We start from the raw sequence: 13,950 nt of genomic DNA, 5'->3' as shown, positions 1-13,950 counted from the left end.
GAGATTACCGTCTTTTTTTGTTTTCTCTGAGACGCTCGACGATTCAGCGACCGAGGCTCATTCCGGCTGCGTCAGGCTGTAGACAGGGATCCGCCGGGTTGTCATCGTTAGCGTATCAAACACCTCAGTCTCTGACGTCACAATCCTCGTGCCCGTTTTTCTTAGCCTCTGCACATCGGCCGCGATGCGCTGAATGCCAAACCAGAAAAGCCCGTCGAGCGCCGTTACAGATAGTCCATTTTCGAGTGCCAGTTTGAGTCGTTCCCTGGGCGCTTTCACCTGCTGTGCAATTTGCCGGTAAGGTACTTCACTTCCGCCAGTGCTGTCGCTTCGCTGGATCCGCGTTTTCAGGTGATAGGTAAATTCGTCAGGAACGCCTTCCAGGTCCTGTTTAAGGCTGTAAACGCAGCCAAACCGCTTGCCGTTGAACAGGACATTTTTTTGACTGAGCTGGAACTCATTTCTGATCCCATCAATCAACTGCGGGGCGCGGGTGAGGAGTAACCGGAAGGGAAGCTCAAAGCTGGTCACATAATCCACATTCAGCAGCGCGAGACGCAAACGCTCTTCCGCACCGGATTTTTGCTCGCGACACTCGCGCATCACTTCTGCCCACTGGCGGGTCAGACGTTCTGGCTCGGCGACTTCGGTGAGGAGATATTTTTCAAGGTGATAGTCGACTCTTCCAGTCATATTTTGCATCCCGACAAGGTGGATGCGGTAATTCTATCCAGCGGCGCAGATTTTATAAAGGGCGGAGCGCAACGGCATCCGCCCCCTGTGTTACTGCTGGATACTCGACCGATCCGACATATCGCTGGCAGAGAAAGTTCTGACTGAGGACTGGACCTGTTTTTTTCGCGCATACCAGTCCGGTTGCCCTTCAGGACGCGTTTTGAAGCGACGATGCAGCCACATATATTGCTCGGGTGCCATCATCACCGCACGCTCAATCGCCCTGTTCATCTGCGTAGCCACGGCCACTTTATCGCCTCCCTGCAAGGTATCGCTAATATCGTCCAGGATAATCAGCTCATACCCTGTGCCGTCTGCTTTTCTGCGTGGTACAAACGGGATCACGGCCGGTCTGGCACTTTTCACCAGCATATAGCTCCCGGCAGTTGTCGCGGCGTCCAGGACGGCAAAAAACGGCACAAACACGCTATTCGTTTTTCCATAGTCGTGATCCGGGGCATACCAAAGGATCTCATTTTGCTTAAGCACGCGGATCATGCCCTTCAAATCGTAACGGTCGAGCATGGTTTTATTGGAACGCAGACGACCGCGCGTCTGTAGCCAGTCGAGCAACGCATTGTTGTTGGGACGATAGACGCCAATACCCGCGTTGAGCATGCCAAAGATGCGTGCGCCTAATTCCAGCGTGAGAAAATGCATGCCAATGAGCACCACGCCCCTTCCTTGCGCCCTTGCCTGTTCCATATGTTCGTAGCCGGTCACGCTGAAGTGTTTGCGCACGCGCCAGTCAGGCCAGAACCACGCGATGCCCGTTTCGATGACGCCCATTCCAACCGATTCAAAATTACGCTCAAGCAAACGCTCGCGCTCACCCTCTTTCATCTCCGGAAAGCAAAGCTCAAGATTTCGTCTGGCGATTTCCACGCGGCGTGGAAGCATGCGCATAGCCAGACGCCCGAGTCCGTGCCCTGCTTTTAACAGAAGCGAATATGGGAGCTGGACCGTACACCAGAGTGCGGCGATGCCTGCCCAACTGAACCAGTAACGAGGATGAATAAAGGCGAGTGAAAACCGAGGTAATTTTGTCATGAAAAAATTATCCTTTTACTATCTGTACTTAATCTGGTGCAGTTGTAGTGCTTACCTGCTGATTTAACGAATATTGTTCGGAGGAGTGAATTGTAGCGGAAACGTTGTGCTGTTTATTATCGATTTTTGCGAAAGGAATGAAAGGCGGGGATCGCCGGGTGATACTGCACCACCCGGCAGGCGAGTTACATCGAATAGCCGGGCTTCTTAATCAGCTCATCCAGTTTAGGTCCAATCTCGGTATCCCAGACCTGCGCCTTCCAGTCAGCTTCCTGGACTTCGTGAAGCGCCACGGAGATTGAGCGGTCTTTGCTGTTCAGATGACGGACTATCGTTTCGGCGATATCCGCCGCCAGGGCCGTTTTTTGTTCGTCAGTCAGATCGCGTGGAAAACATTTGATATCAACGTGAGGCATGGGCAGGGCTCCTTTTATAGGTTAGCGTTCCACGTTATCAGATTATGTCGTTAGCTTTTAGCACCTTGTGCAGTTCTGGCAACGCGCAGACGGCATCCGCGATGGCGGTGATATTAGGTGCGTTGGTGGTAAACCACTCATGACCTGGCCCCCAGGTACGCACGACGGCAATATAGACGTCAAGCAGCGTTAGCTGTTGGCCAAAGGCATAAGGCGAGGCGCTGAGCTGGCTGTCAAACCACAGATAGAGGGATTTCCGGTACTCAATACAGTTTTTCTTCAGCTGTTCCGGGGCATCAGGCACCCAGCGTTCCGGGTAATCTGCATACGTAAAGGTGGGATAGACGTTCGCCACAAACCAGATGAGCAGGCGCTGAAACTGCTGGCGCTCGGCCTGCCCAACGGGCGGCGCGAGGTCGGGTCGACTGTCGAACACCATCAGGGCGATCGCCGCGGTTTCCGTCACGATCGCCCCATTTTCCAGCTCCAGCGTCGGCACCTGGCACAGCGGGTTCAGTTTCAACAGCAATTCGCGCTGCGGGCCGGGCTGGTCAAACCCATCCACGTTGACGAACTGATACGGGATGTCTGCCAGAGTCAGCATCACCTCACTGATTGCCGATCCCCAGCCGGGTACGCCATAGAGTTTGATCATGTTGCCTCCTCAGGGATGAAAACCCTAAGTGTATACCCGTCATACTTCAAGTTGCAGGTGCGTTGGCTGCATTCACTCACCCCAGTCACGTACTTATGTACGCTCCCGGGGATTCGTTCCCTTGCCGCCTTCCTGCAACTCGAATTATTTAGGGTATAGAGCACCATTAGTAGGTTATCCCGGGTGGATTAACGTCTGAAGACGTCACCGCTTCGCCCGCTTCCCCCCAGCGCGCCAGCACCTTTTGATAATCCCCGCGCTTAATCGCACCGTCCAGCGCAGCCTGCAACGCATACACCAGCCCATTGCCTTTTTTGGTTGTGGTGGCGACATAGGCTTTCTTCGGGCCTAATCCCACGACGCGGGTTTTGCCGGTTAACGCGGCTTTGTAGGCCGAAACGGACTGCGGTCCAAAGAAGACATCCGCCCTGCCGGACTGAATATAGAGATTGCCTGAGGCGTCGTCGGTCAGATAAACCGGCAACGCAGGCTCGCGCCCGGCCTTTTTATTCTCTTCGTTCCAGCCCAGCAGAATACGTTCCTGATTGGTGCCTGACCCGACAATCACCTTTTTACCGGCCAGATCTTTCGCACTGGTGATCGACTGTACGTTGCTGGTGGATTTCACCGAGAAGGCCAGGGAATCGACGCGATAGGTTGCAAAATCGAACTTCTCCTTACGTTGCTCGGTGACGGCGATATTCACCAACGCCACGTCATAGCGCCCGGAAGTGATCCCCAGCGGCCAGTCTTCCCACGCCGTTGGCACCAGCTTCAGCTTCAGCCCCAGACTGCCCGCCAGCAACCGGGCGATATCCGGGTCGCTGCCAATACGGGTGCGGTTATCACTGGCCAGCAGCGCCAGCGGCGGAGAATTCAGGGCTGAAATCGCCACCGTGAGGGTACCCGGCTCAACAAATTTATAGTTCGCCGGGATTTTCGCCACTGCCTGTTGATCAACCGTCACTGGCAGCGGCTGTTCGTTGGCCTTTAAATCAATGCTGGCGTGGCTCGCTGTCGTGAAGACCAGCCCCGCCAGGAGTCCATATTTCATCTGCGCTCCTTACAGCACTTTTGAGAGGAACTGGCGCGTTCGCGGATGCGACGGTCGGTTTAACACGTCGTCGCTGCTGCCCTGCTCCACAATTTTACCGTCGACCATAAATACCACCTGGTCCGCCACTTCCCGGGCAAAGCCGATCTCATGGGTGACCACCACCAGCGTAGTGCCGGAGCGGGCGAGCTTTTTAATCACGTCCAGCACTTCGCCAACCAGTTCCGGATCCAGCGCCGAAGTTGGCTCATCAAACAGCATCACGCGCGGGCGCAGCGCCAGCGCGCGGGCAATGGCGATGCGCTGCTGTTGGCCGCCGGAGAGGTGACGCGACCAGGCATCGGCTTTATCGCGCAGACCTACCACATCCAGAAGGCTGTAGGCGTTTTCAATAGCCTCTTTTTTACTGAACTTTTTATGCGCGATGGGTGCTTCAACCAGGTTTTCCAGCACCGTAAGATGCGGAAAAAGATTGAAGTTCTGAAACACATACCCAACGTTGACGCGCTGTTTGAGGATCTCTTTCTCTTTGAGCTCGTAGAGTTTGTCACCCTGACGGCGATAGCCGATGTAATCCCCGTCAATCTGGATAAAGCCTTCGTCTACGCGCTCCAGATGGTTAATAGTGCGCAGCAGCGTCGATTTTCCCGATCCAGAGGGTCCGAGGATCACCGTCACGGAGCCCGGTGGGATCTCAAGCGTGACGTTATCGAGCGCTTTATGTCGGCCAAAAAACTTACTGACGCCGGTTATGGAAATGTGTCCTTCAGGAGAGGCTTGCATGAACGGGCTCCTGTGCTGACGAAGTGGTGACGGAACGCGCGCGGCTGGTCGCCCGGCTCTGGTTTACGGCGGAGCGGCGCTCGCTGCGGGCGAGTCCACGCTCAATAACATGCTGGATGGCAGACAGTACGGTGGTGATCACCAGATACCAGACGGCCCCCACCATCAACAGCGGGATCACCTCCTGGGTGCGGTTGTAGATCATCTGGATCGTGTAGAACAGTTCCGGCATCGCCAGCACGTAAACCATCGCCGTCCCTTTGGCGAGGCTGATGATTTCGTTAAACCCGGACGGCAGGATGGTGCGCAGCGCCTGGGGGAGAATTATGCGCACGGTGCGACGCCACGCCGGCAGACCCAGCGCAGCGGCCGCCTCATACTGACCGTGGTCGACCCCAAGGAAGCCCCCGCGAATGATCTCCGCAGTATAGGCGCTCTGCACCAGCGTCAGCCCCACGATGGCGGTAGAAAACTGCCCGAGAACGTTGATGGTTTCAAAGCTGCCCCAGGTAATGCCGGTAAAAGGCACGCCGAGAGAGAGCGTGTCGTAGAGATAGGAGAAGTTATAGAGGATAATCAGTACCACGATCAGCGGCAGCGATCGGAACAGCCAGATGTAACCCCACGCCAGGCTGTTCAACAGCCATGATGACGAGAGCCGAGCCAGCGCCAGCATGCCGCCAATCACCACGCTCAATACGGTGCTTATCAACGTCAGCAGCAGCGTCTGTCCGACGCCTTCGAGGATCACCGGGTCAAAGAACCAGCGGGCAAATACCGCCCATTCCCAGCGCGGATTAAAGGCCACGGACTGGATCACGACCGCCAGCACAAACAGCGCCACCACGGCGCCAGCAGCGCGCAGCGGATAACGTGCCGGGACCACTTTTATGGTTTCAACGTTGCTCATCGTCGCTCCTTATGCGGTTTTGCTGAGCGCTTCGCGGATCAGCGTCTTGGTGAAACGCAGCCGACCGTCGAACGGCGGCTGGCTATACTCTTCCGGGTCGCGGTTGAGATCGAACTGCGGCTGATACCCCTGACTGAGATAGAGCCGCACCGCCTCCGGCTGACGAAACCCCGTAGTCAGGTAGATGTGGCTGTAGCCCGCCAGCACCGCCCGGCGCTCCAGCTCCTGTACCACGCGCGCGGCCAGTCCCTGCTGGCGCAGCGTTTTATTCGTCCAGATACGTTTGATCTCTGCGGTATGTTCGTCGAAGGGCTTGTACGCCCCGGTGGCGACGATCTCACCCTCGCGCTCCAGGACGATAAACAGCCCCTGCGGCGCCAGGTACCACTCTGTCAGCTCGACTTCCGCATCCTTTGAAAAGTAGTCGCCGTAACGAGCGGCGTACTCACCGAAAAGCCCCTCGATAATGGGCTGAAGATCGGCATCTTCCGGCGAAACGTCACGAAATTGTTCGCGCATAGCGCCTCCTTAATCGCCCAGACCCGCCGGGTTAACTTCGGAACTGGAGATACGCTCCACGCCTTCCCCCCAGCGGTTCAGCACCTTTTCGTAATCTCCGTTCTTGATCGCGCCGTTCAGCGCGGTTTGTACCGGTTCGACCAGGCCGCTGCCTTTTTTCAGCGTCACCGCGATATGCGCCGCCTTCGGCCAGCCGCCGTCGACGCTGCCGACAAGTTTGGTTTTACCGTTGAGCGCCGCTTTCCAGGCGCCGATCACGTTCGGGCCAAAGTAGGCGTCCGCGCGTCCGGACTGAAGCGCCAGCGTTTGGGCCGCGTCGTCTTTGGTGTAGATCGGCGTAAAGGGTTTAAGCCCTTTTTTGAGGTTCTCTTCGTTCCATGCCAGCAGAATGGCTTCCTGGTTGGTGCCGGAACCCACGATGATACGCAGCCCGGCGATATCCTCTGCCTTCACAAGCGAGTTGATGGGACTGGTGGATTTCACGTAGAAGCCAAGTGAATCCTTGCGATAGGTGGCGAAGTCGAACTTCTCTTTGCGCGCTTTGGTGACGGTGATGTTGCTGATAGCCGCATCGTATTTCCCGGAGGCCACCCCCAGCGGCCAGTCCTCCCAGGAGGTGGGAACCACGTTCAGCTCCAGCCCAAGGCTGTCCGCCACCAGACGCGCAATGTCGACCTCACTTCCCAGCAGGGTCTTGTTGTCGTCGGAAAAGACCGTCAGCGGCGGTTGATTCAGTCCCGCCACCGCCACGGTAAATTTCCCCGGCACGGCAAAGCGATAGTCTTTCGGCAGTTGCGCGATCGCATCGCTGTTTTTGGCGGTATTGATCGGCGTTTTATTGGCCTCAATGCTCACGCCGGTGCCGTTAATATTGACGTTCTCTGCCCAGACGGCAGGGGTAAAAGCCAGCGCAAGCGCCAGAATAAGCGATGATTTCTGCATAGCGTTTTTCTCTTTTATTGTTGTGTGAACTGATTTTTGGGCTCGTCTAAGCCCAGACTTTCGCGCAGCGTGGTGCCGGGATAGTCGGTGCGGAACAGGCCGCGCGCCTGTAAAACGGGCACCACCTGGTCGACAAAGCGCGGGAAGGTGTCCGGCGTACCGCCCTGAATGATGAAGCCATCCGCCGCCTTCTCCTCGAACCAGGCCTGTAAACCATCGGCCACCTGCTCCGGTGTGCCGGAAAAACGCGGGCGCGGCGATGCGGCTTCCAGCGCGACCTGACGCAGAGTTAAGTTGCGCTCACGGGCGTTACGCTTGATTTCATCGGTGGTGCTGCGGAAGCTGTTTTTGCCCAAATCGCCAATATCCGGGAACGGCGCGTCGAGAGAATACTGGCTGAAGTCGTGATGCTCGAAATAACGTCCAAGGTAATTCAGCGCATCATTAATGGAGACCAGTGCCGCCGTGGTTTGATACTGGTTTTCTACGTCATCGGCGTCGTTTCCAACAATCACGCTGACGCCCTGGAATATATGTAAATCCCCTGCGCGGCGGCCGTGACTTTCCAGCTGCTGTTTAACATCGCGGTAAAAAGCCTGGGCTTCTTCCAGCGTGTCATGGTGGGTAAAAATCGCGTCAGCATGTTTTGCCGCCAGCTTTTTACCGTCGTCGGACGCACCAGCCTGAAAGACAATCGGACGTCCCTGCGGGGTGCGGCCAATATTCAGCGGGCCAGAAACCCGGAAGAAATCACCGTGGTGATCCAGAGTATGCAGTTTCGACGCATCAAAGAACTGTCCGCTCTCTTTATTGCGGATAAAGGCATCCCCTTCCCAGGAGTCCCACAGCCCTTTCACCACGTCGAGATACTCATCGGCAATGCGGTAGCGCAGCGCATGCTCCGGGTGTTTTTCGCGGGAGAAGTTCTTCGCTGACCCTTCCAGCGGCGACGTCACCACGTTCCAGCCCGCGCGTCCGTTGCTCAGGTGATCAAGGCTGGCGAACTGGCGTGCAACAGTGAAAGGCTCGCTGTACGAGGTGGATAACGTGCCGACCAGCCCCAGGCGCGAGGTGATACTCGCCAGCGCGGACAACAGCGTCAGCGGCTCAAAGCGGTTTAAAAAATGCGGAATGGATTTCTCGTTAATATAAAGGCCGTCGGCCACAAATATAAAGTCGAGCTTGCCCTCTTCTGCTTTTAAAGCCGTTTCTTTAACGAAATCAAAATTAATGCTGGCATCCGCGACCGCCGCCGGATGGCGCCAGGCAGACATATTTCCGGATGCACCATGCAAAATGGTCCCCAGCCGCAATTGACGATGTGCAGACATATTCACCTCAAATTAATTAAACGTGTTGCAGGGCTTTTTCCGCGAGCTGAGCAAAATAGCGGGCAGCGGGTTCGATTAATGCTTCGTCCGGGTTAAATGCCGGGTGATGTAACCCAAACGGACTGTTGCTGCCAATGCTGACAAACGCGCCGGGTATGTTTTGCAGATAGACCGCGAAATCCTCCCCGCCCATGTGCAGTTCCGCATGCCGGGTTTCATATCCCGCTTCGCGCGCGACCGAGGTGGCAAACCCGGCCCAGTGCTCATCGTTCACCAGCGCGGTGGGCCCGGCGTACCAGGTGATGTTGATTTGCGCGCTAAAGGCGCTGGCAAATCCGGCGGCGATTTCACCGACGCGCGCTTTCACGTTCTGCTGCACTTCCGTGCGGTGCGTGCGCAGCGTGCCCTCCAGCTCAACGCTTTCCGGCAGCACGTTCCAGGTATTCCCCCCGGCGATGCGCGTCACGCTCAGAACAACCGAATCCAGCGTGTTGACGTTACGGCTGGCTACGCTTTGCAGCGCGGTTACCAGCTGGCTTGCCAGCACGATGGCGTCGTTGCCTTCATGGGGACGTGCGGCATGCGCGCCTTTGCCGGTCACGTGAATAACGAAGCGATCAACGTTGGCATAGAACGGGCCGCCGCGCGTGGCAAACTCGCCGACCGGCAGTGACGGCTCGTTATGCATCCCGAAAATCGCGCGTACGTCGCGTAACGCCCCGGCCCGCACCATGCTTTTCGCTCCGCCGAAATTCTCTTCCGCTGGCTGGAACAGGATCCGCACGCGACCGTTGAGCGAGGCTTCCCGCTCTTTCAGCTTTAGCGCGGCGCCGAGGATCACGCTGGTGTGAATGTCGTGTCCGCAGGCATGCATCACCCCGGCGCGCCGGGAGCTAAACGGCACCCCGCTGCGCTCGTCGATGGGTAACGCGTCGATATCGGCGCGCAGCGCAACCAGTGCGTTGCCCGTGCCGATCTCCGCAACCAGCCCGGTCTGGAGATCGTAAGGCAGCGGGGCAATCCCGGCTGCCGTCAGCCACTCGCGCAGGCGCGCCGTTGTTTCGACCTCCTGACCAGAGAGTTCAGGGTTCTGGTGCAGCTCACGGCGCCAGGCAATCAGTTGTTCCCTAAAGCTCATACGGTCACCTCCCTGTTAAATCGCGCCTCGGCCAGCAGTCGCAGTGACTGCACGCGCGTTGCGCCATCAGCGACCGGCGTGTCGATGATAAATTCGTCAATTCCCCACAGCTGATGCAGCGCGTTGAGCTGTTCAAGCACCGAATCCGCCGTTCCGGCCAGCAGAGACTGCGCCCGACGCGCGATGCGCACCGGGTCACTCCCCGCCTGCCGCGCAAAGGCGTAGGCCTGTTCTTCGCTGGCCACGGTGACGCGCTGTCCGTTTACCAGCTCCACGCCCCACACTTCAACCTTCTGCGCCAGCGCATCGGCCTCAGCCTGGGTTGGGGCGACAATGACCTGCACGGCCACAATCACCTCCCGGACGCTGTGTTGACGCCACGCTGTGACGACCTCGCGCAGCAGCTCAGGATCACCGTTCAGATGGGCGGCAAAGACAAAATGCCAGTCGAGGGAGGCCGCCAGTAGCGCGCTTTCGGTACTGGCGCCCAGCAGAAATCCCCGGGCAGGCACCGGCGGCAGCGGCGTGGCGCGAACGTCCTCCTCCGCTGACTGATTTTCAGGGCGGATCCAGCGATCAAGCTGCGTCAGTTGTTCAGTAAAGCTGCCTTTTTCCTGCGGATTTAGGCCGTACTGCAAGGCGCGGGTAGAGAGCGGCAGACCGCCGGGCGCTTTGCCAACGCCCAGATCAACCCGGCCCGGCGCAATGGCGGCCAGTACGTTAAAATTTTCGGCGACTTTATAGGGGCTGTAATGTTGCAGCATGACGCCGCCTGAGCCCACGCGAATACGTTTTGTTTGCCCGAGGATCCAGGCAATCAGCAGCTCCGGCGAGGGGCTGGCAAGCTGCGGGGTATTGTGGTGTTCGGCAATCCAGAAGCGGTGATAACCCAGCGTTTCTGCCTGTTGCGCCAGTGCTAAGGTTCGCGCCAGCGCATCGGCGGCTGTTTCGTGTTCTGCGACGGGGCTTTTATCCAGAATGCTGATTCGCCATGACATGTTGGGTTCTCGTTTGACTTAACATGTCGTCATTATTAAAGGCGGATTTCACCTCTGAGAAACAATTAATTTACATTTGGATTGCCGGAAATCAGCTATAGCTTACCGCTACTCGTTCGGATACTGCTCGTCGGTGACCTTCTCCAGCCATGCCACCGGACTCCCGTCGACCGCTTCTGCGATGGCGATATGGGTCATGGCCGTCTGCACGCTTGCACCGTGCCAGTGCTTCACGCCGGGTGGGATCCAGGCGATATCACCCTGATTCAGCGGTTCCGCCTCTTTCCCCCACTCCTGTAACCAGCCGCGCCCCTGCGTCACGATCAGCGTTTGTCCAAGAGGATGCGTATGCCAGGCGGTACGTGCGCCGGGTTCAAAGGTGACGGTCGCGCCGCCGACTTTTGCCGGTTCAGTCGCCTGGAAAGGTGCGTCAATGCGCACGCTGCCGGTAAACCAGGCCTCTGGCCCATGAACGGAAGGTAGCGAACCGCTACGGATAATTTTCATGATCTACTCCTCGTTTGCTATTGCGTTAACAGTAGCGTAAAGCCATGGGGAGCATTAGAGTGCATAATCAGAAAGGAACTATGAGTTCAATTCATAAATAGGATAAGCCGCCATGTTAAAAGACAACTTCAACGATCTGCTCTCCTTTATGGTTGTCGCCCGGGAGCGCAGCTTTACCCGCGCCGCGGCGCAGCTTGGGGTATCTCAGTCGGCGCTCAGTCACGCAATGCGCAATCTGGAAGCGAGGCTGGAAGTCCGTCTGTTAACCCGCACCACCCGCAGCGTGGCCCCTACCGAGGCCGGCGAGCAACTCTTCATGCGCTTAAGCCCCCATCTGCTGGAGATCGAGCAGGAACTTACCGCGCTGCGTGATACCCGCGACAGACCTGCCGGGAATATTCGCCTAACCGCCGGGGAGCACGCCATGTCTGCCGTGCTGTGGCCTGTGCTTAAACCCTTTATGGCGCAGTATCCTGACATCAACGTTGAAGTCACGGTGGACGATGGGCTGACAGATATTGTCGATGGCCGCTTTGACGCGGGGGTGCGTCTGGGTGAGCAGGTGGCGAAAGATATGATTGCGATACGTATTGCCCCGGACATGCGCATGGCGGTCGTCGGGTCGGCAGACTATTTGCATCGTTTCGGGGTACCGGAAACGCCGGAGCAGCTTGATCAGCACCGCTGCATTAATATGCGCCTGCCCACACGCGGCGGATTATATGCCTGGGAATTTGAACGGGACGGACGTGAGCTGCGCGTGCGGGTTGACGGCCAGTTGATCCTCAACAGCCTGCCGCAACGCATTGATGCCGCCGAAAACGGTCTGGGGCTGGCGTACGTCCCGGAAGATGCGGTTCAGGACGCCCTTGCTGAGGGCCGGTTAGTGCGTGTGCTTGAAGCCTGGTGTCCGGCTTTTGCCGGTTATCATCTCTATTATCCGAGCCGCCGCCAGCACACTTCCGCGTTTTCATTACTTATCGCAGCTCTGCGGCATCCATAAGTTCTACCTATAGGTAACTATTAAGTAAACCTGATGATTAAATCAGCATTCGCCGACCTTTTTGCCTAAAAAAACGTCACGATTCAGCGCGTTGTGATCGCAGTCTGCTCTGACAACACGATTTCCTTCGACGAGCATCACTTTCGGCACGGTTATATTTTGCGTCGCTTATCAATTGCGGGTAGGATGCCTCGCCATGTTTTGCCTTATCCATACACAGAATGACTGGAAAGGCAGCATGTGTCTGCGCAGAAGCAATCGTTTGTTTCGGCTTCTGCCAGGCAGGACTATCACGTTAATGGTTCAGACAGGCAAACAGGTAACTCAATGAAAACAAGCAATAAAAGCGCAGCCGATCATCATGCTGCTAAACGTCGCTGGTTGAACTCTCATGAAGAGGGCTATCACAAGGCGATGGGCAACCGTCAGGTGCAGATGATCGCCATCGGCGGCGCTATCGGTACAGGTCTTTTTTTAGGTGCAGGCGCACGTCTGCAAATGGCTGGCCCCGCGCTCGCCCTGGTCTATCTGGTGTGCGGGATCTTCTCTTTCTTCATTCTTCGCGCCCTCGGCGAGCTGGTGCTCCACCGCCCTTCCAGCGGCAGCTTTGTCTCTTACGCCCGTGAATTTCTCGGTGAAAAAGCCGCGTATGTCGCGGGCTGGATGTACTTCGTTAACTGGGCAATGACCGGTATCGTCGATATCACCGCCGTTGCGCTGTACATGCACTACTGGGGCGCGTTTGGCGATGTGCCGCAGTGGGTGTTCGCCCTCGGGGCGCTGGCAATCGTCGGGACCATGAACATGATTGGCGTGAAATGGTTCGCCGAGATGGAGTTCTGGTTCGCGCTGGTGAAGGTGCTGGCCATTGTGATCTTCCTGGTGGTCGGGACCGTATTCCTCGGCACCGGTAAACCGCTGGACGGCAACGCCACCGGCTTCCACCTGATTACCGATAACGGTGGTTTCTTCCCGCACGGCCTGCTGCCAGCGCTGGTTCTAGTGCAGGGTGTGGTGTTCGCCTTTGCCTCCATCGAACTGGTCGGTACGGCGGCAGGTGAATGTAAAAATCCGCAGACGATGGTGCCTAAAGCCATCAACAGCGTGATCTGGCGTATCGGTCTGTTCTATGTGGGCTCCGTGGTATTGCTGGTACTGCTGCTGCCGTGGAATGCATACCAGGCGGGGCAAAGCCCGTTTGTGACCTTCTTCTCTAAGTTGGGCGTGCCGTACGTGGGCAGCATCATGAACATCGTGGTACTGACTGCCGCGCTCTCCAGCCTGAACTCCGGGCTCTATTCGACGGGCCGTATCCTGCGCTCCATGTCGATGGGGGGCTCTGCGCCGAAGTTTATGTCGAAGATGAGCAAGCAGCAGGTGCCTTACGCGGGTATTCTGGCTACGCTGGTGGTGTATATCTTTGGCGTGTTCCTGAACTATCTCGTGCCGTCTCAGGTGTTTGAGATCGTGCTGAACGTCGCTGCGCTGGGCATCATCGCCTCCTGGGCCTTTATCGTGGTGTGTCAGATGCGTCTGCGCAAAGCAATTAAAGAAGGGAAAGCGGCTGACGTCAGCTTCAAGCTGCCGGGCGCGCCGGTGACCTCCTGGCTTACCCTGCTGTTCTTGTTGAGTGTGCTGGTGCTGATGGCCTTCGACTACCCGAACGGTACTTACACCATCGCCACAATCCCGCTGCTGGCGGTGCTGTTGATTGCTGGCTGGTTTGGCGTGCGTAAACGCGTGAATGAAATCCACAGTACCGCCCCGGTTCATCCTGGAGATGACAAACAGGATGGTCCGCTGGTGGAAGAGACGTCGCGTTAATAAAAAAGCCGGGTGGCGGCTACGCCTTACCCGGCCTGCATTTCATTGTTTTCCAGGCCCGGTAAGCGCAGCGCCACCGGGCAAT

General features: G+C 57.2%; 13 protein-coding genes and 1 pseudogene. 2 read left to right on the top strand and 12 right to left on the bottom strand.

The genetic code is table 11. The features are described 5' to 3' along the window. Positions 1–57 precede the first annotated feature (57 nt). The 12 genes and pseudogenes from C3451_RS15640 to C3451_RS15575 all read right to left on the bottom strand — a co-directional run bounded on the left by C3451_RS15640 (position 58) and on the right by C3451_RS15575 (position 11,038). Entirely contained in the window at positions 58–693 is a 636-nt protein-coding gene (locus tag C3451_RS15640) for a helix-turn-helix domain-containing protein (protein WP_022648221.1), read from the bottom strand. 90 nt (positions 694–783) lie between these two features. After that, positions 784–1,785 carry a Kdo(2)-lipid IV(A) acyltransferase gene (locus C3451_RS15635; protein ID WP_045622533.1) on the bottom strand — a complete coding sequence of 334 codons (1,002 nt, stop codon included), beginning with the start codon at positions 1,783–1,785 and terminating at the stop codon, positions 784–786. A 185-nt stretch (positions 1,786–1,970) separates the two neighbouring features. Beyond that, on the bottom strand, positions 1,971–2,201 hold the full coding sequence (gene pptA, locus C3451_RS15630; RefSeq protein ID WP_022648223.1) for a tautomerase PptA: 231 nt from the start codon (positions 2,199–2,201) through the stop codon (positions 1,971–1,973). A gap of 37 nt (positions 2,202–2,238) precedes the next feature. Further along, positions 2,239–2,856, bottom strand: a complete 618-nt coding sequence (locus tag C3451_RS15625; protein WP_045622535.1) for a glutathione S-transferase family protein — start codon at positions 2,854–2,856, stop codon at positions 2,239–2,241. A 166-nt stretch (positions 2,857–3,022) separates the two neighbouring features. Continuing rightward, complete coding sequence (locus tag C3451_RS15615) at positions 3,023–3,910, bottom strand: transporter substrate-binding domain-containing protein (protein ID WP_022648225.1); 888 nt, start codon at positions 3,908–3,910, stop codon at positions 3,023–3,025. 9 nt (positions 3,911–3,919) lie between these two features. Then, positions 3,920–4,693, bottom strand: coding sequence for an amino acid ABC transporter ATP-binding protein (locus C3451_RS15610; RefSeq protein ID WP_022648226.1), 774 nt, complete (start codon positions 4,691–4,693; stop codon positions 3,920–3,922). After that, positions 4,677–5,603 (bottom strand): amino acid ABC transporter permease, encoded by a 927-nt coding sequence (locus tag C3451_RS15605; protein WP_023300190.1) that lies wholly within the window; start codon positions 5,601–5,603, stop codon positions 4,677–4,679. Before C3451_RS15605 ends, C3451_RS15610 begins: the two co-directional genes overlap by 17 nt. A 9-nt stretch (positions 5,604–5,612) precedes the next feature. Beyond that, on the bottom strand, positions 5,613–6,122 hold the full coding sequence (locus C3451_RS15600) for a GNAT family N-acetyltransferase (RefSeq protein WP_045622537.1): 510 nt from the start codon (positions 6,120–6,122) through the stop codon (positions 5,613–5,615). 9 nt (positions 6,123–6,131) lie between these two features. Beyond that, a pseudogene (locus C3451_RS24565) lies at positions 6,132–8,395 on the bottom strand (NtaA/DmoA family FMN-dependent monooxygenase). Between the two features lie 16 nt (positions 8,396–8,411). Further along, positions 8,412–9,533 (bottom strand): amidohydrolase, encoded by a 1,122-nt coding sequence (locus tag C3451_RS15585; protein ID WP_045622541.1) that lies wholly within the window; start codon positions 9,531–9,533, stop codon positions 8,412–8,414. After that, positions 9,530–10,531 carry an MsnO8 family LLM class oxidoreductase gene (locus C3451_RS15580; RefSeq protein WP_045622543.1) on the bottom strand — a complete coding sequence of 334 codons (1,002 nt, stop codon included), beginning with the start codon at positions 10,529–10,531 and terminating at the stop codon, positions 9,530–9,532. The genes C3451_RS15585 and C3451_RS15580 overlap by 4 nt, the downstream gene beginning before the upstream one ends. Positions 10,532–10,639: 108 nt before the next feature. Then, positions 10,640–11,038 carry a cupin domain-containing protein gene (locus tag C3451_RS15575; protein WP_032624190.1) on the bottom strand — a complete coding sequence of 133 codons (399 nt, stop codon included), beginning with the start codon at positions 11,036–11,038 and terminating at the stop codon, positions 10,640–10,642. 112 nt (positions 11,039–11,150) lie between these two features. Here C3451_RS15575 and C3451_RS15570 point away from each other — a divergent pair, with 112 nt between their 5' ends. Further along, the gene (locus C3451_RS15570; protein ID WP_022648234.1) at positions 11,151–12,041 is read left to right on the top strand and encodes a LysR family transcriptional regulator; all 891 of its coding nucleotides are present in this window, start codon (positions 11,151–11,153) and stop codon (positions 12,039–12,041) included. 327 nt (positions 12,042–12,368) lie between these two features. Then, positions 12,369–13,865: an L-asparagine permease gene (gene ansP / locus C3451_RS15565; protein WP_045622544.1), complete on the top strand. Its 1,497-nt coding sequence runs from the start codon at positions 12,369–12,371 to the stop codon at positions 13,863–13,865. The last annotated feature ends 85 nt before the right edge of the window (positions 13,866–13,950 follow it).

It is taken from the genome of Enterobacter sp. 301B (assembly GCF_003850715.1).
In the GTDB taxonomy this organism is placed as follows: Bacteria; Pseudomonadota; Gammaproteobacteria; order Enterobacterales; family Enterobacteriaceae; genus Enterobacter; species Enterobacter intestinihominis.
This window is presented reverse-complemented; position numbering and strand designations above follow the sequence as displayed.

Bases quoted from the DNA above. Each gene is read 5' to 3' on its own strand.
- C3451_RS15585 (WP_045622541.1), bottom strand. From the start codon at position 9,533: ATGAGCTTTAGGGAACAACTGATTGCCTGGCGCCGTGAGCTGCACCAG.
- C3451_RS15600 (WP_045622537.1), bottom strand. From the start codon at position 6,122: ATGCGCGAACAATTTCGTGACGTTTCGCCGGAAGATGCCGATCTTCAG.
- C3451_RS15635 (WP_045622533.1), bottom strand. From the start codon at position 1,785: ATGACAAAATTACCTCGGTTTTCACTCGCCTTTATTCATCCTCGTTAC.
- C3451_RS15640 (WP_022648221.1), bottom strand. From the start codon at position 693: ATGACTGGAAGAGTCGACTATCACCTTGAAAAATATCTCCTCACCGAA.
- C3451_RS15610 (WP_022648226.1), bottom strand. From the start codon at position 4,693: ATGCAAGCCTCTCCTGAAGGACACATTTCCATAACCGGCGTCAGTAAG.
- pptA (WP_022648223.1), bottom strand. From the start codon at position 2,201: ATGCCTCACGTTGATATCAAATGTTTTCCACGCGATCTGACTGACGAA.
- C3451_RS15605 (WP_023300190.1), bottom strand. From the start codon at position 5,603: ATGAGCAACGTTGAAACCATAAAAGTGGTCCCGGCACGTTATCCGCTG.
- C3451_RS15615 (WP_022648225.1), bottom strand. From the start codon at position 3,910: ATGAAATATGGACTCCTGGCGGGGCTGGTCTTCACGACAGCGAGCCAC.
- C3451_RS15575 (WP_032624190.1), bottom strand. From the start codon at position 11,038: ATGAAAATTATCCGTAGCGGTTCGCTACCTTCCGTTCATGGGCCAGAG.
- C3451_RS15625 (WP_045622535.1), bottom strand. From the start codon at position 2,856: ATGATCAAACTCTATGGCGTACCCGGCTGGGGATCGGCAATCAGTGAG.
- C3451_RS15580 (WP_045622543.1), bottom strand. From the start codon at position 10,531: ATGTCATGGCGAATCAGCATTCTGGATAAAAGCCCCGTCGCAGAACAC.
- C3451_RS15570 (WP_022648234.1), top strand. From the start codon at position 11,151: ATGTTAAAAGACAACTTCAACGATCTGCTCTCCTTTATGGTTGTCGCC.
- ansP (WP_045622544.1), top strand. From the start codon at position 12,369: ATGAAAACAAGCAATAAAAGCGCAGCCGATCATCATGCTGCTAAACGT.